The sequence below is a fragment of the Micromonospora sp. NPDC000207 genome, from assembly GCF_040300925.1.
Lineage (GTDB): Bacteria > Actinomycetota > Actinomycetes > Mycobacteriales > Micromonosporaceae > Micromonospora.
On record NZ_JBEPEQ010000015.1, the window covers coordinates 30,085 to 50,452 of the forward strand.

Below are 20,368 nucleotides of genomic sequence, written 5' to 3' on the forward strand. Positions count from 1 at the left end.
CGTGTCCGACGCCCCCCGATTCGGTGTCCTGCTGCCCAGCCGGGAGCAGGTGATCCTCGGAAACCTCTCCATGTCGGCGCTCGTCGACTTCGCCCGCCGGGTCGAGGAACTCGGCTTCGACTCGGTGTGGACCGGCGACTCGCTCGTCGCCCGACCCCGGCTGGATCCGCTGATCACGCTCACCGCGGCCGGTACGGCGACCACCCGGGTGACCCTCGGCACGGCGGCCTTGACCCCGGCCCTGCGGCACCCGGTCGTCGGTGCCAGCATGGTCAGCAGCCTCGACCACGCCTGCGGCGGTCGACTCACCCTCGGTCTCGGTTCGGGTTTCCCCATGCCCGAGACGGAGGACGAGTTCGGCCTGGTCGACGCGGTGTTCGCCGGGCGGGCGGGGCGGCTGGACGAGATCACCGACCTGTGGCGTACGGCGTGGCGCAGCGGCTCGCCCGGGACCCCCGTCGACTTCACAGGTCGGCACTGGCAGGCGGCCGGGCTGGACCGGCTGCCCTCGCCGTACCGGTCCGGTGGTCCGCCGCTCTGGTTGGCCGGCAGTGACACCCCGGCGGTCCTGCGCCGGGTGGCCCGCCGGTACGACGGCTGGTTGCCGTTCCTGCCGTCGGCGGACAGCTACGCGGCGGCCCGGGAGACGATCGCCCGGCTCTGCGTCGAGGCCGGTCGTCCGGCCGACGCCGTCGTCCCCGGCCTGTACGCCACGCTCACCCTCGACGACGATCCGACGGCTGCGCGGGCGGAGCTGGAGGACTACGTCCAGCGCTACTACGGGCGTCCGCTGGAGATGATGATGCAGATCCAGGCCTACGGGTGGGGGAGCGCGCAGACCTGCGCGCAGTGGCTGCGGGGCTACCTGCGCGCCGGTGCCCGGCACGTGGTGATCCGGATCGGTTCCCTCGACGCGGTGTCCCAACTCGAACGTATCGGGGCCGAGCTGTTGCCGGCCCTGCGGGCCGTGGCCGACGAGCCGGTGATGGCCGGTGCGGGCGCCAACCGGGAGGAGACCCCATGACCACGCAGATCGAGACGACGTCCACGGCCGGGTCCTGGCTGCATCCGGCCGAACCCGCGCCGGACGCCCGGATCCGGCTGATCCTGTTCCCGCACGCCGGGAGCGGGGCGATCATCTACCGGGACTGGGGCACCCTGCTGCCCGGGGACGTCGCACCGCAGGCGGTCACCCTGCCCGGGCGGCACAACCGTCGGGACGAGTCGTCCTACGGCACGTGGGAGCCGTTGATGGACGCCCTGCACGAGGCGGTGGTCCGGGAACTCGACGACCGGCCGTACGCATTCTTCGGACACTGCATGGGGGCGCAGTTGGCGTACCAGCTGACCCAGCGGATCGAGGCGTCAGGTGACCCGGGTCCGCTGATGCTGGGCATGTCGGGCTGGGCCCCGCGGGGCTTCTTCGTGCCGACCGAGCAGCAGAGCCGGATGCCCGAGCCGGAGATGGTGGAATGGATCAAGAAACTCGGGTCCTTCCCCGCCGAGATCTACGACAACCCGCAGATGTTGGCCCTCGTGGTCCCGGCACTGCGCGCCGACCTCGCGGTGTGCAGCCAGTACGTCGACGACGGGGCCACTGTCCGGTGCCCGATCGCCTCGTACGGCGGGGCCGCCGACCCGCTGATGGAGCAGCCCGACGCGATGGACTCGTGGCGGGACCGGACCCCCCGTTACCTCGGCAACAGCGAATACCCTGGCGGCCACTTCTACATCGACAGCCATGCGCTGGCGGTGACCTCCGACGTCGTCCGGCACCTCTACCGGCTGGAGGCGGCGCACGGTCGCTGACATCCCCTGCACCTGACACCCTCGGCACCTGCCACCCGATGTCGGGCCCACCGTCGACGACGGTGGGCCCGACAGTTCGTCCGATCAGGAGAAGACGATGTCCGACAGGTCCCTGACCGCTGCCGCCCTGCGGGAGCTGATGCCGTACGCCGCCACGCTCGACCTGCGGTTCGACCGCCTCGACCCGGAGGAGGTGTCCGCCTCGCTGGCCTGGGCGCCCGCCCTCTGCACGGCGGGTGGGGTGATGCACGGCGGGGCCGTCGTGTCGCTCGCCGACTCCGTCGCGGGGGTGTGCGCGTACCTGAACCTGCCGCCCGGGGCGATGACGACCACCATCGAGCTGAAGACGAACTTCTTCGCCGGGGTGCGGCGGGGGGTGTTGCGGGCGGTGGCCCGGCCGGTGCACGTCGGTCGGAGCGTCATCGTCGTGCAGACCCTCCTGGACCAGCAGGCCGACGACGGCCCGATCCGGGCCGGTACGGAGCCGACCCGGATCGGGATGGTGACGCAGTCGCAGATGGTGCTGGGGTGATCCGACCGGCCCGTCGGTCAGGTCCGGCCGGGTCGTGTCGGCCCGTCGTCGCCGTAGGGCAGGTCGGCCGAGGTCCCGGTGGTCCGGGCACCGAGCATCAGCACCACCCCGATCATCACCGCGACGCACCCCGCGATGACCGTGAACAGCCATCTCGCGCCGTACCCGGTCAGCACCGGCAGGAGAAGGAAGGGCAGCAGGGCCGCGCTGAGCCGGGACAGGGCGTACGCCGCTCCGGCGGCGGTGGTCCGGAACGCTGTCGGGTACTGCTCGGCCAGGTAGACGTGGGACGCGGTGGAGAACAGGTTGCTCATCAGGGTGTAGGAGAACCCGGCCACGACCACCACCGTGACCGAGCCGGCGAACCCGAAGCAGAGCCCGCTGAACGCCATCAGCGCCGCCGAGACGCAGATCAGGGTCCGGCGTTCCATCCGGTCCATGATCGGTACCGACAGCAGTGATCCGACCGGGTATCCGAGGAACGACAGGGCCGTGAAGCTCAACCCCTGGACCACGTCGAAGCCCTTGACCGCCAGCACCTGGGGGGCGAGGGTCCCGAAGCCGTAGTAGGCGGTCACCGACAGCAGACAGAACGTCCAGAGGGCGACGGTCCGCCGCCAGTAGCGGGGACTGAACAGGCTCGCGTACCGGGGCCGCCGGACGGTGACGGGGACGTCCACGGTGACGGCCGGGGACTGGATGCCGGCCTCCTGTTCGAACCGGCGCACCACCGCGTCGGCCTCGACCTGGCGACCCTGTTCGGCGAGCCAGCGAGGGGACTCGACGAGCCGACGTCGCATGATCCAGATGAAGGCCGTACCGAGGGCGCCGATGATGAACACCCAGCGCCATCCGGCCAGGCCGAGCAAGTCGCGCGGGGCGAGCCACAGCGCTGTGAACCCGACCGCCGGCACCCCGCAGAACGCGAGGCTGTAGGCCCAGGCGATGAAGCGCCCCCGACGACGGGCCGGAAGGACCTCGGTCAGGTAGCAGTCCGCAAGGGTCTGTTCGGCACCGATTCCGACCCCCGCCAGGAACCGGGTCAGGATGAGCCAGGCGGCGTTCGGGGAGAACGCGCCCAGCAGGGTGAAGACCGAGTAGACGGCCAGGTTGACCATGAACGCCCGGCGTCGGCCCACCACGTCGGAGAAGCGGCCGAGGAGGATCGAGCCGAAGAACTGGCCGATGAAGCCGGACGCGAGGAAGAGCATCAGGGTCGTGCCACCGATGCCGAACTCGGTCTGCAACACCCGGGAGACGGTGCCGGAGAGGTTGCTGTCGAAGTAGTCGAAGAAGAGTCCGACGCCGACCAGCAGGGTCAGCGTCCGGTGCGATGCGACGATCGGGAGCCGGTCGAGCCGGTCGCCGACGGTGGTGCCGGTCGTGGCCGGCGGGGGTGACGCCACGGAGCGGGACACTGGTTCCTCCAGGTCGGGGTATCCGCATTCCTCCATGTCGGTACGGGCACCGCCGGTGTCGGCGCACGGATCCGCACCGGCACCGAGGGGGTGTGTCGGTGCGGATCCGTGGGCTGGAGGTGCCGGCCGCCGTGGGCGGCGGTCACGGGTCAGGCGGCGGCGGGCACCTTGTCGAGGAAGCCGTAGACAGCGGAGAGCCGTCCGTCCCCGCCGGCCTTGACCACGTCGAAGCCGACGGCGACAGGCTCCGGCGCACCGGCCGGGGCGAGGTTCCAGGTGAAGCGGGCGATGTCGTGGTGGGTGTCGACCGCACCGGCCAGGCTGAAGGTCAGGCCGGCGAACTGCTCCTGGACCGCACCGATCAGCGCATTGATCGCCTCGTGTCCGCTGACGTCACCCAGCGGGTCGGTGTACGTCGCGTCCTCGGTGAACACCTCGCGGATCTTCTCGGCCCGCCGGGTGGCGTCCGTCTCGTTCCAGATCTCAAGGTAGCGCTCGACGGTATTGGCGAGGTCACTCATGACTGTCTCCTTCTCGGTTTACGGCAACCACGTCGTGGTGCAGGTGGCCCGTGGAGATTCGCACCTCGATCGGCGCACCGTCCATTACGCGACAGGTAATACGTCGGCCCCGGTCAATCAGCGCCTTGTCATCCGGTCGTCAGGATGTGCTGGCACCGTGATGCGGGCCTTCGATGGATCAGATCCCCGCTCACCATTCGACCGACGGGAGCCGCCGTGTTGCTGGCCGGGAAAAAGCTACTGATCACCGGTGTGCTGACGAAACGCTCCATCGCGTACGCCGCCGCGCAACTGGCCCAACAGGAGGGCGCGGAGGTGATTCTGACCAGTTTCGGCCGGGCACTTCCCATCACCCGCCGGGTCGCCGAGGACCTGCCGTACCCCTGTGAGGTCTGGGAACTCGACCTCACCCGACCCGATCAACTGGCAGCCGTCGCCGACGCCCTGGACGCGAGATGGGGTGCCCTCGACGGTCTGCTGCACGCCGCCGCGTTCGCGCCTCCCACCGCGTTGGACGGCGGCTTCCTGCACACCTCGTGGGAGGACGTCGCCCGGGTGATGCAGGTGTCGACGTACTCGTTTCCGGCGCTCACCCGCGCCTGCGCCCCGTTGCTGGCCACGGCGGGCGGCGGTTCGGTGGTGGGACTCGACTTCGACGCGGGGCAGGCCTGGCCGGGGTACGACTGGATGGGGGTGGCGAAGGCCGGGCTGGAGAGCTGCTGCCGGTACCTCGCCCACGCCCTCGGTCCGCAGGGCACCCGGGTCAACCTGGTGGCCGCCGGCCCGCTGCGGACGGTGGCCGCCACCGCGATCGACTCCTTCGACGTCCTGCACGAGACGTGGACCCGCCGGTCCCCGCTGCCGTGGGACTCGGTGGACGCGACGCCGGTGGGGCGGGCCGTGTGTGCCCTCTGGTCGGACTGGCTCCCGGCGGTCACCGGAGAGGTCCTCCACGTCGACGGGGGAGTGCACGCGGTGGCCGCCGCCGTACCCCGGGAGGCCGACACCGGCTCGCCGCGGCGTACGGAGCGCGACGGCTCGACGGTGGTGTCCTGATGCGCCGGCTCTCCGGCCCCGACGCCCTGCCTGACCTGGAGGGTACGGAGCTGGGGGCGACGGCGTGGCGCGAGGTGGGTCCGGCGGCGGTGTCCGGGTTCGCCGAGGTGACCGGGGACCGGCAGTGGATCCACCTGGACGCCGTACGGGCTGCCGACGGGCCGTTCGGGGCCCCTGTCGTGCACGGTCTGCACCTGGTGGCGATGGTGCCGTCGATGGTCGACGAGGTGCTCGCCGTCGACGGTGTCGACCACGTGCTCAACAAGGGGGTGGAGCGGGTGCGTTTCGCCGCTCCGGTGCCGGTGGGCGCCCGGGTCCGGGGGCGGGTGGAGGTGGTGTCGGCGCGGGCCCGGCCCCGGGGTTACTGGGAGGCGGTCCACCGGGTGCACGTCGAGCGGGACGGGGTTCCGGAGCCGGTCTGCGCCGTGGCGGTCACCTACCTGTATCGAGAACAAGACCCGCGCGTTCGGTAGAGCTGCTACCTCTGAGGTAATGGACAGTAGGAAGTCGGTCACGCACGATGAGCTGATGACCGTCACCGTTACGAAACCTGCCGTCGGGGAGATGCTGCGGGACTGGCGCCGACGGCGACGACTCAGCCAGCTCGAACTCTCCATCAGGGCCGACATCTCGACCCGGCACCTCAGCTTCCTGGAGACCGGTCGGTCGACACCGAGCCGGGAGATGGTGTTGCAGTTGGCCGACCGTCTCGACCTGGCCCTACGGGAACGCAACAGGCTGCTGCTGGCCGCCGGTTACGCCCCGGTCTACCCGGAGAACTCGCTCGACGCCCCGCCGATGACCGCCGTCCGGTCCGCCATCCGCCAGGTGCTCAACGGGCACGAGCCGTACCCCGCGGTGGTGGTGGACCGGGCCTGGAACCTCGTCGACGCCAACGAGAGCCTCTCGGTCCTCACCGACCTGGTGGCCCCCTGGCTGCTCGTCCCCCCGGCGAACGTCCTGCGGGCGAGCCTGCATCCGGAGGGGTTGGCCCCGCACATCGTGAACCTCGGCGAGTGGAGGGCGCACCTGCTGCACCGACTGGGGCGGCAGGTCGAATTCAGTGGTGACCCGGAGTTGGCGGTGCTGGAGGAGGAACTGCGCGGTTATCCGGGTGGCGAGTCCCATGCCGCCGGCCCGGCCGCGAACAGCATCGTGGTGCCGGCCCGAGTGCGACGGGAGGGCCGGGTGCTCAATCTCTTCACCACGGTGGCGACCTTCGGAACGCCGTTGGACGTGACCATTTCCGAGCTGTCGATCGAGTCATTCTACCCGGCCGACGAGGCTACGGCCCGAGAACTGAGAAGTCGGAGAACGGTTTCTCGCCAAATGGCGTAGACGGGTGAGAACGGTTCTTCACCTCCCATTTTTCCAGCGATTCCTTTATCTCCCAGGTAATCGACAGGGCATAGGTCGTCCTGCCAATGTCGAGGCATGACTGAACAAGCCGCAGCCATGAGTCGTGGCACGCTCGCAGACAGCTCCGAGAAGTTCCTCCGGTTGGCGTTGAAGCTCGACGCCGTCGTCACCGGGCTCAACGGCCTCGCGTACCTCGTGGCCGCGCCCCTGCTCGGTGACCTCTTCGACATGTCCACCGGGCTGCTTCGTGGGATCGGGATCTTCCTGATCGTGTTCGCCGCGGCGGTCTGGGTGGTCGGCACCCGGCCGGTGGTCAGCAGCGCCGGCGCGACGGCGGTGGTGGTGGTCAACGCCGTGTGGGTGGTGGCCAGCCTGGTCGCCGCGGCGGTCGGACTCGACGGCGCGTCGACCATCGCCCGGGTGTGGATGGTCATGCAGGCCGCCGTGGTCGGGCTCTTCGCCGTGTTGCAGATCGTCGGCCTGCGCAGGCAGCGGCCCTGACCTGATCTGCCGTCCGGACCGGAGGTCCCACCGGTTCGGGCGTGGTGCGAGGAGGTGCCGACCCGGGTGTGGTCGTCGACGGTCCGGCCGCCGACGACCACACCCGCGATCATGACTGCAGGTCGGCGAGGGGGAAGCAGCCGTCGAACGGGTCCTCGTAGGTGCGCCAGGTCGCCTCGCCGTCGGCGAGTTCGGCGTCGGTGAGCAGGCAGTCGGCGAGGGTGCGGTGCACCTCGGCGGGGTCGAGGTCCACGCCGACGAAGACGAGGTGCTGGTGACGGTCCTCGTAGTAGGGATCCCAGGCCAGCGCGGCGGCGAGTCGACGGTGGTCGGAGGCCCGCGCCCGGTGCCCGTCCGGGAGGGCGGCGAGCCACCGGCCGAGGCAGCCGAGGCCCAGTCCGCCTCCGGCGAAGTCCCAGGCGACGACGGTGTCCGGTTGGCTGGCCAGCCAGAGGTGGCCACGGGAGCGGACGACCTCGGCGTTCACCTCTTCGAGCACGTCGTGCAGCCGTCGGGGGTGGAACGGGCGGCGGGCCCGGAACACCACCGAGACCACCCCGCAGTCGGGGTGCGGCTCGTGGACGCCGAGCAGGTGCCCCTCCAGTCCCCGGGCCAGTACGCCGGGGGTGTCGGGTCGGTGTCGACGGGTGCCACGCAGGGCCCGGGTCAGGGCGTCGGCGTCGACCAGGTCGCCGTCGAGGCGTACCTGGGTGGCCCAGGGCGTCATCCGGTGCAACAGGACCGACAGCCGGGTGGTGTCGTACGCGCCGTCGCGGGACTGCCCCCACAGGACGAGGGTGTCGGCGTACTCGATCTGTCGGACGATGACGTCGGCGAGTCCTCGGTCGTCGTCGGCGGCGGTCTGGATGCCGAGGGTCGACAGGTCGTCGGTGCTGGCCAGGCCGTCGAGCAGGTGCTCGGCGTCGACGACTGTGACGTAGGAGTCGACGGACAGCAGGTCGGTGATCGGGGCGCCGTCGACGGGGCAGTGGGCGCACACGGCGGCGACGGCCTCGGGCTCGACCACCTCGGGCAACATCAACAGCAGGTCCCGGTCGGGCCGGGTGCGGGCCAGCCGGGCGAGGGCGGGCAGGACGTCCTCGCGGAGGGTGCAGGACACGCACCCGTGGTCCAGGTCGACCCGCTCGTCCTCGATCAGGCCCGCGCCGTCGCGCACGATTCGCTGCACGGTGCCGTCGCCGAGGCCGGTGAGGTCGTGTCGGACCAGCACGAGTGACGGGTCCGCCGCCAGCAGTCCTCGGGCGACGGCATGCGTCGCTGCCGGCCAGAAGCCGCTGAGCACGGTCAGCGACGGGCGGGTGTCGGCCGCCGGGGTCCGGGCGTCGGCCGGGGCGAGCGGAGACGTCGTCATCACAGTCCTCTCGACGCTTGTTGGAAACGATTTTCATTCTAAGCACATCCCTGACGTGCGGCGACAGCCCCCCGGGTGTGGGTGGCGCGGGGGCGAGGGTAAGAATGAAAATGATTGTCGTTACGATGAGCTGATCGAAGGAGTGACCCGTGTCCCGACGCTGTGACGTCACCGGGGCGGAGCCGAGCTTCGGCAACGCCGTGTCCCACTCGCACCGGCGGACCCGCCGTCGGTGGAACCCCAACGTGCAGAGCCACCGCTTCTGGCTGCCCACCGAACGGCGCTGGGTGCGCCTGACCCTGACCGCGAAGGCCCTGAAGACCGTGGACCGCAGGGGCATCGAGTCGGTCGTCGCGCAAATGCGCGCGCGGGGGGTGCGGATCTGATGGCCCGGCAGACCGAACTGCGGCCGATCGTCCGCCTCCGCAGCACCGCCGGCACCGGATACACCTACGTCACCCGCAAGAACCGTCGCAACGACCCTGACCGGCTGACCCTGCGTCGGTACGACCCGATCGTCCGGCGGCACGTCGAGTTCCGCGAGGTGCGCTGAGGTGGCGCGTACGAGCCTGGTCAACCGGCAGGCCCGTCGGGCCGCCCTCGTCACCCGGTACGCCGACCACCGCGCCGAGCTGAAGCGGGCCGTCGCCCATCCGGACACCGACCCGACCGTACGGGCGGCGGCAGTGGGTCGGCTGGCCCGCCTGCCCCGCGACTCCAGCCCGGTGCGCCTGCGCAGCCGGGACCTCGTCGACGGCCGTCCACGGGGGATCCTCACCCGGTTCGGGCTGTCCCGGGTCCGATTCCGGGAGATGGCCCTGCGGGGCGAACTGCCGGGGGTCCGCAAGGCGTCCCGGTGAGGACCCCGCCGGACAGGTCGCGGTAGCGGCGCACTCGTCGGTCCGGCCACCCGGCATGCCGGGTGGCCGGTGTCGCCTACGAGGTGCCGCAGGGTGTTCCGTTGCGGGTGAAGGAGCCGGGTTTGGCCGGGTCGCCGGTGTAGCTGACCCGGCACCCGCCGGTGGTCGGTGGGGGAGTCGTCGGCGGAGTGGTGGTCGGCGGGCGGTGGGGTACGTGGTGGACGGGCCCTCGGCCACCTTGAACCCCCGGGTCTCCCAGTCCAGTGTCGGTATCGCCAGCCGGGCCACCGTCCCGGTGATCTGCCAGGGGTTGGCTCCCATCCGGGCGAGGTAGACGTTGGTGTTGGTGGCGATCCCGGGTTCCTGCTGGGCCCAGGTCAGGTACCGGACCCCGTTGGCGACGAAGGTGGAGGCGTCCAGGCTGAAGGTGTCCCAGGGGATGGTGATCCGGCCGCGTTCGGTCCAGGATCGGTCAGCGGATTGGCGGCGGTGGTCTCCAGGACGTACATCCGGATCCGCCAGATGTCGTCGCTGCGCCCGGCGGCGAAGTAGACGTACCACTTGCCGTCCATGAAGTGGATCTCGGGCGCCCAGATGTGAGCGGGGGTGTCTGTCAGTATCTGGGATCGATAGTCTCGCTGGCTTCCGGCTAGGGGTCCCCGGCCTCCGACGACTGCCCGGGGTGCCCGTCGCAGGGACACCCCGGGTCCCCGTCAGGGGGCGCGTCGCAGCCGGTGGCGGGTGAGCACGAACCCACCACCCGCCGCGAGGAGGACGAACCCGGCGAGCACGGACAGGGCCTGTCCCAGCGAGGCCCCGTCACCCTGCCCCGGGCTCGCACCGTCCGCGGCGGAGACCCCCTCCGGCTCCGCCGCGGCGGCCAGGACGGCGGCGGTGGCCACCAACCGGGGTGCCGGGTGGTCACTGTCGCCCGTCAGGTCGATCCAGTCGTACGAGCCGCCGTCGGCGCAGCGTTGCAGCACCGGGAACTGCAGGGTGTCACCCGGCCGACCAACGAGGCGGGCGGTCACCCCCACCTCGGCGGTCTCCAGACCCGGCCCGACGAAGGTGACCCGGTTGCCGGTGACCGACCCCGACCAGCCCGAAGGGGCGACGGTGTCGGTCGCCGTCACCCCCTCCGGCAGGGCCACCACCAGCTCGGTGGTGGGCGACCCGTCACAACTGTGGTCGAAGGCGAAGGTCAACGTGGCGGAGCCGTCGCCGTTGGGCTGCGCCCCGGTCACCTCGACGTGGGCGGCGGCCGGACCGGCCCCCACCACCAGACAGGCGAGCACTCCGGCCGCCGCCGCACCCACCGCCCTGAGCCACCGGACCGTACTCATCGGATCTCCACCTCGAACCTGGCCACCGGATTGTCGTACTTCGACGTCCGTACGCTCACCTGCACCACCCAGGACCCGGCGAGGGGCAGGTCGACCGAGGCCTCGTACCGGCCCGGACCGGTGTTGGCCAGGGACCGCTCCAACGGACCCACCTGCATCGCCGGTAACGTCACCGTCAGCCGGGGTTCGGCGACCGGGACCACCGGCTGACCGGCGGCGTCGAGAAGTTCCAGCTCCATCGCGTTCACTCCGGTCCGGCCCGGGGTGAACCGGGCCAGGACCCGTCCCTGCCCCAGGGGTGCCTCGACCGCCAGCGGGCCGGTCTCGGTGGTGGTCGACGCCCCGGGCCGCCCGGTCGGCTCGACGACCGGGCTCTGGGTGACCAGGAACCCGGTGGTGGCGGCGACTGCGACGAGCAGCCCCGCCTCGAAGCGGACACCGCGCCGCAGCAGTCGCCACGCCGCCGAGTCGTCCCCCTCGCTCTCGGTCGCCGACACCCGGGGCACCAGCCGGAACCGGTTGTGCGCGGCGAGGGCCAGCACGACCAGGGTCAGGCCGACCTTGGCGAGCAGGGCCACTCCGTACGCGGTGCCGGTCAGCGCCTCCACCGAGCCGAGGATGCGCCACCCCAGCAGCACGCCGGCGACACCGAGGAGGGCGACCAGCACGGCGGCGGCCCGGGAGAAGGCCGACACGGTACGCGCCGCCGCCCCGGCCGGCAGGTCGGCCGAGCGGGCCAGGGCCCAGCTGAGCGCCACCAGCCCGCCCAGCCACACCCCTGCCGTGGCCACGTGCAGGATGTCGGCCGCCACGACCAGCCATTCCGGCCCGTAGGTGCGGGTGTGCCCGACCAGGGCGACCGCTCCCCAGGCGAGCGCCACCCCGGCGAAGGCCGGGGCGGTCAGCACCGCCCGCCCGGTGGCAGCGGCCCCCAGGGCGACGGCCAGTCCGAGGACCACCAGCAGTGAACTGAGGGCCTCCTCCGAGGTGAGGCCGGCCCGCCACAGGGCACCGTCGACCAGGCCGCCCAGATCCCGGCCGTCCTGCCAGGCCGGGACCGTCGGCACCAGGAGCAGTCGGGCCAGCAGGGTCACGCCCCCGGCGACCCCGGCGATCCGCAGCAGTCGCCGCCGCAGCCGGGGCGCCTCGCCGTGCAACAGGACCAGCAGGAAGACCACCAGCCCCGCGCTGACCAGCAGGCCGAGGTAGGAGACCCCCTCAGCGACCTGCCGGGTGACGTCCAGGGCGAGGGTCGGCCGGCTCTCCGGCACCGGCACCACAGCGCTGTCGCTCGGGGCCCCGACGGCGAAGCTCAGGCCCCCGGAGACCGGGTGGCTGTCGGCCGAGATGACCCGGAAGGTCACGATGTAGGTGCCCTCGGCCAGGTCCGGCGGCACACCGAGCACCACCGTCGTGTCCACTGATCGGGCGTCGGCGGAGACCTCGTTACCGGCGGCGTCGAGCAGCCGGACCCCGCCCGGGCGTACCGACACCGGCTCGTTGAAGGTCAGGGTGACCTGCTCCGGGGTGGTGGCCAGCACCGCACCGTCGGTCGGGTCGGTGCCCAGCAGGACGGCGTGGGCGGCGGCCGGTACCGCCGGAAGGAGGGCGGCCAGCAGGCCGAGCAGGCCGGCGAGCACGGCGGACACCATCCACCGCGCCCACCGGCCCGACCCGGAGCGCGCCGCCGCGACGCTGCGCGACCTCACCTGCGCCATCGGCGGCGTCAGGCAGCCTTGCGGGTACGCGCCAGCGCCAACCCGCCCGACACCAGGCCCAGGGCGCCGAGGACCAGGGCGATCCAACCGACCACCCCGGTACCGCCGCTGCCGGACTCGTCGGAGTTCTGGCTCACCTGCTGGGCGGCGGGCTGCACCGCACCGTCGGCGTTCTCGGCCGGCGCGGTCAGGGTGAACTTCGGTGCCGGGTAGTCCAGGGCGTCGGCGTCCTGGCCTTCTGCGGCGACCTCCACCCAGGCGGCCTCACCCTGCTCGCAGGTCTGCACGGTGGGGAAGACCAGAGTCTCACCGGCGGCGTCCGGCAGCTTCAGGGACAGCTCGAAGCTGTCCCGCAGGTCGCTCGGCAGGGGGGTCTTCGCGGTGTAGACCACCTCGGAGACCCGCTGGGTGATCTCGTTGCCGTGACTGTCCGTGACCGGCGGGGTCAGGGCCGTTGTGACCTTCTCCACGGTCCAGTTCGGGTTCACGGTCGGGGTGACCGAGACGATCTGGTCGGGCATCTTGATGGAGACCTTGGTGGTGGCTGAGGCGTCGCAGCCGTGTGGCACCCCGAACGTCAGCACCGTGTAGGCGTTCGCGGTGGTGACCGAGGGGGTGACCCCGACGTGGGCGGCGGCGGGGGCCGCGGCCAGGGCGATCGACGCGGCGACGAAGACTCCGACCGCGCCGACCCGGGCGACTCGGCGACGTGACTGGCTCATGGTGGGACGACCTTTCAGGGGGGGGCGGTGCCGCGACGTCGCCGCGGCTCCTCACACAGTTCTGGTCGGATGCCTCTGCGACCTGGTTCCCGTGGATTCCGGCCCGATCCGATCGAGCCGGCCGGCGACCGGCCGAGGAACCGCGTTGCGCCTCGGCGGGGAGCCGTGCCAGCCTGACGGCCGTGACCGAGCTGACCGAGGTGTTCTGGCGAGCCCACCGCGACCTGCCCCGTGAGGCGCCCGGTTCCGAGGAGACCACTCGTCTCCTCCTGCGGCTCGCCGGCGCCCTCCCCGAGGCCCCCACGGTTCTCGACGTGGGCTGCGGCACCGGCCCTGCCACGGTGCTCCTGGCCCAGCTCACCGGCGGCCGGGTCACCGGGGTCGACCTGCACGGCCCCTTCCTTGAGGCGCTCACCGAGCGGGCTCGGCAGGCCGGGGTCGCCGACCGGGTCACCACGGTGAACGCCTCGATGGCGCAGCTGCCGGTCGCCCCCGGCTCCGTCGACCTGCTCTGGGCCGAGGGCTCCGCGTACGTCATGGGGTTCGACGCCGCCCTGACCGCCTGGCGGCCCCTGCTCACCCCGACCGGGGTCCTGGTCCTGACCGAGGCGGAGTGGACGACCCCGGACCCGGCCCCGGCGGCCAGGGAGTTCTGGACGGCCGGATACCCCGCGATGCGCAGCACCGCCGGGAACGTCGAGGCCGCCCAGCGGGCCGGGTGGACCGTCTGCGCCAGCTACCTCCTGCCCGACTCGGACTGGGACGACTACTACGGCCCCCTGGCCGACCGGATCGACCAGCTCCGCCGGGAGGGGACACCGGCGGAGCTGCTCGCCGTCGTCGGGGAGGAGATCGACCTGCGGGCGGCCCACGGCCGGGACTACGGCTACACCGGCTACGTCCTGCGCCCCCGCACCTGACCCGCCCACCGGCTCAGGTGAGGCGGACCAGCCGCCACCGGTTGTCGGGGCTGCCGTCGTCGGAGGTCTGGACGGCCTGGGCCCCCCAGGCGGTGCTGGCACCGAGCACCCCGAGCAGCTTCCCGCTGTGCACGTTGCGGATCCGGTGGGTGCCGTCGCCGTTGTCCAGCAGGGTCCACCGGTGGTCGGCCGTGCCGGTGTCGGACCACTGGAGGACCCGGGCGTCGTCGGCTGTGGACATGTCCTGGACGCCCAGCACCTTGCCGCTGTTGACGTTGCGGAACCGGACCGCGCTGCCGTCGGGCACCGTCACCCACCGGTGGTCGGCGGTTCCGGTGTCCCCCCAGAGTACGGCGAGTCCACCGTCGGCTGTGGACATGTCCTGCACCCCGAGGACCAGGCCGGTGGCGGCGTTGGTCAGCTTGTAGGTGGCCCCGGCCGACCCGCCGGTGTTCCAGTACACCGTGTAGTTGAAGCCGTGGGCCTCGTGGAAGGGGCCGAGGGGAACCGTGGCGCCGTTGGCGGTGGCGGTGAAGGCCAGGGCGGTGCCGCTGGTCCGGGTGACCGAGGCGACGGTCAGGGCCGGCAGGGCGGTCAGTGCGGTGTTGCCGTAGTTTCCGGCGAGCACCACCGGCCCGTAGGTGACGGCCTGGACGGCGGGGTTGTCGTTGGCGGCCTGCATGATCACCCGCATGGGGAGCCGGACGGTGAGGGTGTCCCCGGCGGCCCAGGTCCGGGTGACGGTGGCGTAGCTGCCCGGGGTGGCGGGGACGTTCTGCACCTGGCCGTTGACGGTGAGGGTGGCCCCGGAGGTCCAGGCGGGGATCCGGACCCGGATGCTCCAGGAGCCGTTCGTGGTGCCGCCCAGGGTGAGGGTGGTGGTGTCCCCGACCGGGTAGCTGGTGCTCTGGGTGACTGTGATGCCCCGCTGGGACCAGGTCAGCACCGAGGGGACGAAGAGGTTCACAGTCAGGGTGCTGCCGTTGTGGAAGTAGATGGAGTCCATCAGCTTGGTGTTGGCCTCGATGCCGGTGCCCTGGCAGCACCAGAAGGAGGCGTAGTCGGTGCTCCAGGTGCCCCCGCCCCAGGCCGGGCCCACCCCTCGTCGGCCACCGGGGCGCAGGGGGGTGAAGTAGGTGACGTGGCCGTGCCGGTCGGCCGGGTTCTGGGCTCCGACGACGTGGTTGAGCAGCGCCCGCTCGTAGTAGTCGACGTAGGGGACCCGGTTGGGGTCGATCAGCCACAGCTCCCGGGTGAGTCGGAGCATGTTGTGGGTGTTGCAGTGCTCGCAGGTGTCGTTGGTGAGGTGGCCGGCGATGGCGTTCGGGGGCCGGAAGTGCTCGGCCTGGCTGTTGCCGCCGATGGCGTAGGTGTGGGCGTTGACGGTCATCGTCCAGGCGTTGGCGGCGATGTCCCGGTACCGGGTGGTGCCGGTGGCCTTGTACTCCCGGACGGCCCCGATCCACTTGGGTACCTGGGTGTTGGCGTGTAGCCCGTTGAGCTGGTCGGTGTTGGCGGCCAGGGGGTTGAACACGGCGGCGTGGTCGAACCGCTGGGCGGTGGCGAGCCAGCGCGCGTCCCCGGTCTGCTGGTAGATGTCGGTCAGGACGGCGTTCATCCCGCCGAACTCGGTACCCAGCATGGCCTGCATCTGGCTGGTGGTGAGTCGGGCGGTGCGGGTGTCGACCCACCCGGCCAGGGCCAGCAGGACCGTCCGGGCCTGGGTGTTGCCGAGGTACCGCCACACGTCCAGCAACCCGACGAGGGTCTTGTCGATGCAGTAGTAGGGCACGTTGCCGTTGCTGAGGGTGCGGTTCTCCAGGGCGGTGAACTCCGACTCGGGGAAGCCGGAGAGGTAGCCGGTGCCGAACCCGGCGGCCGGGTTGTTGGCCTGGCACCGGGCCAGCTCGGCGACCATCCGGTTGGCCTTGTCCCGGCAGGTGGTGTCGCCGAGCACCGCGTACGCCTGGGCCCAGGCGGTGAGGAAGTGCCCCTGGACGTGGGTGCGGAAGGGGAAGCTGGGGGCGTCCCACCCCCCGTTCGGGGTGGCCCCGTCGGTGGAGAGCCGGTGGTTGGCCCGGAAGTTGTACAGCAGCCGCTCGGTGTCGACGAACCGGAGGTAGTTCAGGGTGCGGTTCTGGTTGTCCAGGAACCGGCCGGCGGTGAGGCGTACCTGACCCAGGTCGAAGGGGTGGGCCGAGACCCCGAGGTCGGGTCGGGCTGGGGGGAGCACGGCTGCGGCGGCCGGGGTGGTTCCGACGAGGGCACCACCGGTGGTCGAGAGCAGGGCCCCGCCGGCGGCGGCGCGGAGGAGGTGACGACGGCTCAGCGGACGTTGTGGCACGGGAACCTCCGGTGGCGGTGGCGGTGGCGCGGCGGGGGTGGTCCGGGACCGGAAGGTGCGGGTGGGCGAGCAGGTTCCCGGGCGGGGCCGTCCCGGCCGGGGCCGGGACGGCCGACGTCTTGTTAACGTTCACTCCCGGTCCTCGGGGCGAAACATAGGTCGTCAGGGTTCCCCTCGTCAAGCATCGATCACGCCGATTCGTGTCGGAATGGGAATCCGTCTGAAAATTCTCGGCCGTCGATGTATTGCGTTCCTTGATCAGCCGAACCGTGGTTGCCTCCTGCGCGGTGGGGGTCGGGTTCGAGGTGTCCCCGTAGCATCCTCGACTTGCCCTAGAAACATGAGGTCCATCGATGTTAGCGTTCTCATGAATGAGTAGCATTTCCCGGGGCCAGAGCCTCCGGGGCGGGGAGGTGGCTGGCCCGGTGACCGGTCTGACGGGCACGATGCCGGCGGGAGTCCGGTCCGCCCCAGGGGGGACGGGTCCCACTGCGGCTGCACCGGCTTCCGGTGTGGCCGCGCCCGATCCCACAGTGCCGCCCTGGGTGCTGGCACCCGGGGCCGTACTTCGAGCTGCGGGCCGTCGCGGCCCTGGTGAACCTGACCCCGCTGCACGCCGGGCGGGGCCTGACTGAACTGCGCGACCGGCACCTGGTGATCGAGCAGGGTCGCCGTTACCGGTTGCCGCACCTGCTGGTGGGGCCGGTGCGCCGGCTCGCCCTGACCGATCCCTGCGCCGCCCGGGTCGCCGCCCTCGACCGGCTGCGGGCACACCACCTGGCGACGTCGGCGGTCCCTGCCCGGAAGGGGTCGGCGTCGTCCCGTCCCACGCTGCCCGACGGCCGGACCGGCCACCGCTTGGAGGATCCATGTCAGAGCTGACCCGACGGCAGGCCCTCACGATCGGCGCGGCCGGGGCGGGCGGTGCCCTCCTGCCGCTGCCCTGGACCGCCACCGCCCGAGCGGAGGCGACCCCACCACCCGGCGTACGGGCCGCAGGGGACCTGGCCCTCTGGTACGACGAGCCCGCCGGCACCGACTGGCTGCGGGCCCTGCCGATCGGCAACGGCCGGCTCGGGGCGATGGTCTTCGGCAACGTCGACACCGAACGACTCCAGCTCAACGAGGACACGGTCTGGGCCGGCGGCCCCCACGACCCCAGCAACTCCCGGGGTCGGGGGGCGCTGGCGGAGATCCGCCGGCTGGTCTTCACCAACCAGTGGGCCCAGGCCCAGGCCCTGGTCGACCAGGCCATGCTCGGCAACCCCGTCGGGCAGTTGGCCTACCAGCTCGTCGGCAACCTGCGGCTCACCTTCCCCAACCCCGGGAGTCCCTCCCAGTACGACAGGCAACTCGACCTCGGCACGGCCACCACCACCGTGTCCTACCTCGCCAACGGGGTTCTGCACCAGCGGGAGGCCTTCGCCAGCGCCCCGGACCAGGTGATTGTGCTCCGGTTGACAGCCGACCGGAGCAACGCCGTCTCCTTCACCGCCACCTTCGACAGCCCCCAGCGGACCACCCTGTCCAGCCCGGACGGCAGCACTGTCGCCCTGGAGGGGATCTCCGGCAACCAGGAGGGGATCACCGGTGCGGTCCGGTTCCACGCCCTGGCCAACGCCGCGGTCAGCGGGGGCACCGTCACCAGTTCCGGGGGCACCCTCCGGGTCACCAACGCCACCAGCGTGACACTGCTGGTCTCGATCGGGTCCAGCTACGTCGACTACCGCAACGTCGGCGGCGACCACCAGGGCATCGCCCGCCGTCACCTCACCGCCGCCCGGGCCACCGGCTACGACCAGCTCCGCGCCCGGCATGTCGCCGACTACCAGGCCCTCTTTGCCCGGGTGAGCCTGGACCTCGGCCGTACCTCCGCCGCCGACCAGCCCACCGACGTACGGATCGCCCAGCACAACAACGTCACCGACCCGCACTTCTCCACCCTGCTGTTCCAGTACGGCCGGTACCTGCTGATCTCCTCCTCGCGGCCAGGCACCCAGCCGGCCAACCTCCAGGGCATCTGGAACGACTCCCTGACCCCCGCCTGGGACTCGAAGTACACAATCAACGCCAACCTGCCGATGAACTACTGGCCGGCGAACACCACCAACCTCGCCGAGTGCCACACCCCGGTCTTCGACCTGATCCGGGACCTCACGGTCACCGGGGCCCGCACCGCCCAGGTGCAGTACGGGGCCGGGGGCTGGGTCACCCACCACAACACCGACGCCTGGCGGGCCAGCTCGGTGGTCGACGGAGCGCTGTGGGGCATGTGGCAGACCGGCGGGGCATGGCTGGCCACCCTGATCTGGGACCACTACCAGTTCACCGGGAACCTGGATTTCCTGCGGACGAACTACCCGGCGATGCGGGGAGCCGCCCAGTTCTTCCTCGACACCCTGGTCACCGAGCCCTCCCTCGGCTACCTGGTGACCAACCCCTCGAACTCCCCGGAGCTCACCCACCACGCCGACGCCAGCATCTGCGCCGGTCCCACCATGGACAACCAGATCCTGCGGGACCTCTTCGACGGCTGTGCCCGGGCCAGTGAACTCCTCGGCGTGGACGCCACCTTCCGGGCCCAGGTCCGGGCCACCCGGGACCGGCTGCCCCCGACGCGGGTGGGATCCCGGGGCAACATCATGGAGTGGCTCCACGACTGGGTGGAGACCGAGCGTAACCACCGGCACGTCTCCCACCTGTACGGGCTGGCCCCCGGCAACCAGATAACCCGGCGCGGCACGCCCCAACTCTTCGCGGCGGCCCGCCGGACCCTGGAGTTGCGCGGAGATGACGGCACCGGCTGGTCTCTGGCCTGGAAAATCAACTTCTGGGCCCGGCTGGAGGAGGGGAACCGGGCCCACGACCTGATCCGCTACCTCGCCAATCCCACCCGGCTCGCCCCGAACATGTTCGACCTGCACCCACCGTTCCAGATCGACGGGAACTTCGGGGCCACCGCCGGGATCGCCGAGATGCTGCTGCACAGCCACGCCGGGGAACTGCACCTGCTACCGGCCCTGCCGACGGCCTGGCCCACCGGCCGGGTGACCGGGCTGCGCGCCCGGGGCGGACACACCGTCGGGATCACCTGGAGCGGCGGGCAGGCCACCGAGATCCTGCTCCGGCCGGACCGCCCCGGTACCGTCCGGCTGCGCGGCCGGCTCCTGGCCGCCACCCACACCGTGGTCGACACCACCGACGGCACCCCCGCCCGGAGCACCCGGCTGGAGACCGACCTCGTCGAGGTCACCGTCCAGGGCGGGCGTACCTACCGGGTGACAGGTACCTCCACCGGGGTCCCCACCCTGGAGCAGAGCTTCACCAATCCCAGCACCAGCCCCGACACCGACACCGGGGTCGGCAACTTCGACGGCAACGGGGCCTCCCTCTCCGCCCAGGCCCTGGCCCAGGCCGGGGTCGTCCCGGGCGCGACGGTCAGCTATGGCGGGGTGAACTTCCGCTGGCCGGCAGTGAACCCGGGCGGGGCCGACAACCTGGTCGCCTCCGGGCAGAGCATCGCCGTGACCGGTACCGGCCGGACCCTCGGCTTCCTCGCCACCGGCACCTACGGGGCGGTCTCCGGGGCGGGTGTCGTGGTGTACGCCGACGGTGCCCGGCAGGGATTCACGCTCGGCGTACCGGACTGGTACGGGGGACCACACGCCGGCGGTGCCGCCGCAGTGGTGACCGCGTACCAGAACCGGCCCGGCAACCAGCGGCAGAACACCGCCGCCTGCGTCTACTTCGTCGGAGTGGCTCTGCAGAACAAGGCGGTGGCCCGGGTGGAGCTGCCCGACGTCAGCGCCCGCCCCGCCGCCGGGGTGCCGACACTGCACGTTTTCGCCGTCGCGATCGCCTGACCCGGGCTGCCCGGCCCTCGGCTGCCCGGC

20 protein-coding genes and 1 pseudogene are annotated in these 20,368 nt (G+C 71.7%); 13 read left to right on the top strand and 8 right to left on the bottom strand.

Annotated features, from left to right (window positions below; translation table 11 throughout):
- Position 1 precedes the first annotated feature (1 nt).
- The 3 genes from ABT336_RS06230 to ABT336_RS06240 all read left to right on the top strand — a co-directional run bounded on the left by ABT336_RS06230 (position 2) and on the right by ABT336_RS06240 (position 2,341).
- Positions 2-1,024 carry an LLM class flavin-dependent oxidoreductase gene (locus ABT336_RS06230; RefSeq protein WP_350895439.1) on the top strand — a complete coding sequence of 341 codons (1,023 nt, stop codon included), beginning with the start codon at positions 2-4 and terminating at the stop codon, positions 1,022-1,024.
- Entirely contained in the window at positions 1,021-1,809 is a 789-nt protein-coding gene (locus ABT336_RS06235; protein WP_350895440.1) for a thioesterase II family protein, read from the top strand. Before ABT336_RS06230 ends, ABT336_RS06235 begins: the two co-directional genes overlap by 4 nt.
- A 97-nt stretch (positions 1,810-1,906) precedes the next feature.
- Complete coding sequence (locus ABT336_RS06240; RefSeq protein ID WP_350895441.1) at positions 1,907-2,341, top strand: PaaI family thioesterase; 435 nt, start codon at positions 1,907-1,909, stop codon at positions 2,339-2,341.
- 17 nt (positions 2,342-2,358) lie between these two features.
- On the opposite strand, the gene ABT336_RS06245 is transcribed toward ABT336_RS06240, so the two are convergent.
- The gene (locus ABT336_RS06245; RefSeq protein WP_350895442.1) at positions 2,359-3,759 is read right to left on the bottom strand and encodes an MFS transporter; all 1,401 of its coding nucleotides are present in this window, start codon (positions 3,757-3,759) and stop codon (positions 2,359-2,361) included.
- 149 nt (positions 3,760-3,908) lie between these two features.
- The gene (locus tag ABT336_RS06250) at positions 3,909-4,280 is read right to left on the bottom strand and encodes a nuclear transport factor 2 family protein (protein WP_350895443.1); all 372 of its coding nucleotides are present in this window, start codon (positions 4,278-4,280) and stop codon (positions 3,909-3,911) included.
- 216 nt (positions 4,281-4,496) lie between these two features.
- Here ABT336_RS06250 and fabI point away from each other — a divergent pair, with 216 nt between their 5' ends.
- From fabI to ABT336_RS06270, 4 genes are all read left to right on the top strand, one after another.
- Positions 4,497-5,336, top strand: a complete 840-nt coding sequence (gene fabI / locus ABT336_RS06255) for an enoyl-ACP reductase FabI (RefSeq protein WP_502891120.1) — start codon at positions 4,497-4,499, stop codon at positions 5,334-5,336.
- The gene (locus tag ABT336_RS06260) at positions 5,336-5,809 is read left to right on the top strand and encodes a MaoC family dehydratase (RefSeq protein WP_350895444.1); all 474 of its coding nucleotides are present in this window, start codon (positions 5,336-5,338) and stop codon (positions 5,807-5,809) included. The genes fabI and ABT336_RS06260 overlap by 1 nt, the downstream gene beginning before the upstream one ends.
- A gap of 19 nt (positions 5,810-5,828) precedes the next feature.
- The gene (locus tag ABT336_RS06265) at positions 5,829-6,674 is read left to right on the top strand and encodes a helix-turn-helix domain-containing protein (protein WP_350895445.1); all 846 of its coding nucleotides are present in this window, start codon (positions 5,829-5,831) and stop codon (positions 6,672-6,674) included.
- Positions 6,675-6,770: 96 nt separating this feature from the next.
- Entirely contained in the window at positions 6,771-7,196 is a 426-nt protein-coding gene (locus tag ABT336_RS06270) for a hypothetical protein (RefSeq protein ID WP_350895446.1), read from the top strand.
- A 109-nt stretch (positions 7,197-7,305) separates the two neighbouring features.
- Here ABT336_RS06270 and ABT336_RS06275 read toward each other — a convergent pair whose 3' ends face one another.
- Positions 7,306-8,571: a CobW family GTP-binding protein gene (locus ABT336_RS06275; RefSeq protein ID WP_350895447.1), complete on the bottom strand. Its 1,266-nt coding sequence runs from the start codon at positions 8,569-8,571 to the stop codon at positions 7,306-7,308.
- Between the two features lie 146 nt (positions 8,572-8,717).
- On the opposite strand from ABT336_RS06275, the gene rpmB reads away from it, so the two are divergent.
- Genes rpmB through rpsN form a run of 3 tightly spaced genes read left to right on the top strand, consistent with a single transcriptional unit; the run spans position 8,718 to position 9,428 of the window.
- Positions 8,718-8,954 carry a 50S ribosomal protein L28 gene (gene rpmB, locus ABT336_RS06280; protein ID WP_350895448.1) on the top strand — a complete coding sequence of 79 codons (237 nt, stop codon included), beginning with the start codon at positions 8,718-8,720 and terminating at the stop codon, positions 8,952-8,954.
- Complete coding sequence (rpmG, locus tag ABT336_RS06285) at positions 8,954-9,121, top strand: 50S ribosomal protein L33 (RefSeq protein ID WP_350895449.1); 168 nt, start codon at positions 8,954-8,956, stop codon at positions 9,119-9,121. Before rpmB ends, rpmG begins: the two co-directional genes overlap by 1 nt.
- A 1-nt stretch (position 9,122) precedes the next feature.
- Entirely contained in the window at positions 9,123-9,428 is a 306-nt protein-coding gene (gene rpsN, locus ABT336_RS06290; RefSeq protein WP_350895450.1) for a 30S ribosomal protein S14, read from the top strand.
- Positions 9,429-9,704: 276 nt separating this feature from the next.
- On the opposite strand, the pseudogene ABT336_RS06295 reads toward rpsN, so the two are convergent.
- The 4 genes and pseudogenes from ABT336_RS06295 to ABT336_RS06310 form a co-directional block, all read right to left on the bottom strand.
- Positions 9,705-9,989 (bottom strand): annotated as a pseudogene (locus tag ABT336_RS06295) (family 43 glycosylhydrolase); the annotation flags it as partial.
- Between the two features lie 152 nt (positions 9,990-10,141).
- Positions 10,142-10,771 carry a DUF1775 domain-containing protein gene (locus tag ABT336_RS06300; RefSeq protein ID WP_350895451.1) on the bottom strand — a complete coding sequence of 210 codons (630 nt, stop codon included), beginning with the start codon at positions 10,769-10,771 and terminating at the stop codon, positions 10,142-10,144.
- A complete protein-coding gene (locus ABT336_RS06305) occupies positions 10,768-12,480 on the bottom strand; it encodes a copper resistance CopC/CopD family protein (protein WP_350895452.1) in 1,713 nt (570 codons plus the stop codon). The genes ABT336_RS06300 and ABT336_RS06305 overlap by 4 nt, the downstream gene beginning before the upstream one ends.
- A gap of 17 nt (positions 12,481-12,497) precedes the next feature.
- Positions 12,498-13,211: a YcnI family copper-binding membrane protein gene (locus tag ABT336_RS06310; protein WP_350895453.1), complete on the bottom strand. Its 714-nt coding sequence runs from the start codon at positions 13,209-13,211 to the stop codon at positions 12,498-12,500.
- Positions 13,212-13,393: 182 nt separating this feature from the next.
- Between ABT336_RS06310 and ABT336_RS06315 the strand changes: the two genes are divergently transcribed.
- The gene (locus ABT336_RS06315; protein WP_350895454.1) at positions 13,394-14,131 is read left to right on the top strand and encodes a class I SAM-dependent methyltransferase; all 738 of its coding nucleotides are present in this window, start codon (positions 13,394-13,396) and stop codon (positions 14,129-14,131) included.
- Between the two features lie 13 nt (positions 14,132-14,144).
- On the opposite strand, the gene ABT336_RS06320 is transcribed toward ABT336_RS06315, so the two are convergent.
- Entirely contained in the window at positions 14,145-16,475 is a 2,331-nt protein-coding gene (locus ABT336_RS06320; protein ID WP_350895456.1) for a beta-L-arabinofuranosidase domain-containing protein, read from the bottom strand.
- A 510-nt stretch (positions 16,476-16,985) separates the two neighbouring features.
- Here ABT336_RS06320 and ABT336_RS06325 point away from each other — a divergent pair.
- Both ABT336_RS06325 and ABT336_RS06330 read left to right on the top strand, forming a co-directional pair.
- Positions 16,986-17,357: a hypothetical protein gene (locus ABT336_RS06325; RefSeq protein WP_350895457.1), complete on the top strand. Its 372-nt coding sequence runs from the start codon at positions 16,986-16,988 to the stop codon at positions 17,355-17,357.
- The gene (locus ABT336_RS06330; RefSeq protein WP_350895458.1) at positions 17,345-20,338 is read left to right on the top strand and encodes a glycoside hydrolase family 95 protein; all 2,994 of its coding nucleotides are present in this window, start codon (positions 17,345-17,347) and stop codon (positions 20,336-20,338) included. Before ABT336_RS06325 ends, ABT336_RS06330 begins: the two co-directional genes overlap by 13 nt.
- Positions 20,339-20,368: the final 30 nt, after the last annotated feature.

What these genes read in the sequence shown, in the direction of transcription:
- ABT336_RS06235 (WP_350895440.1), top strand. Translation starts at nt 1,021, where the DNA reads ATGACCACGCAGATCGAGACGACGTCCACGGCCGGGTCCTGGCTGCAT.
- ABT336_RS06240 (WP_350895441.1), top strand. Translation starts at nt 1,907, where the DNA reads ATGTCCGACAGGTCCCTGACCGCTGCCGCCCTGCGGGAGCTGATGCCG.
- ABT336_RS06250 (WP_350895443.1), bottom strand. Translation starts at nt 4,280, where the DNA reads ATGAGTGACCTCGCCAATACCGTCGAGCGCTACCTTGAGATCTGGAAC.
- ABT336_RS06260 (WP_350895444.1), top strand. Translation starts at nt 5,336, where the DNA reads ATGCGCCGGCTCTCCGGCCCCGACGCCCTGCCTGACCTGGAGGGTACG.
- ABT336_RS06265 (WP_350895445.1), top strand. Translation starts at nt 5,829, where the DNA reads ATGGACAGTAGGAAGTCGGTCACGCACGATGAGCTGATGACCGTCACC.
- ABT336_RS06270 (WP_350895446.1), top strand. Translation starts at nt 6,771, where the DNA reads ATGACTGAACAAGCCGCAGCCATGAGTCGTGGCACGCTCGCAGACAGC.
- rpmG (WP_350895449.1), top strand. Translation starts at nt 8,954, where the DNA reads ATGGCCCGGCAGACCGAACTGCGGCCGATCGTCCGCCTCCGCAGCACC.
- ABT336_RS06300 (WP_350895451.1), bottom strand. Translation starts at nt 10,771, where the DNA reads ATGAGTACGGTCCGGTGGCTCAGGGCGGTGGGTGCGGCGGCGGCCGGA.
- ABT336_RS06310 (WP_350895453.1), bottom strand. Translation starts at nt 13,211, where the DNA reads ATGAGCCAGTCACGTCGCCGAGTCGCCCGGGTCGGCGCGGTCGGAGTC.
- ABT336_RS06330 (WP_350895458.1), top strand. Translation starts at nt 17,345, where the DNA reads ATGTCAGAGCTGACCCGACGGCAGGCCCTCACGATCGGCGCGGCCGGG.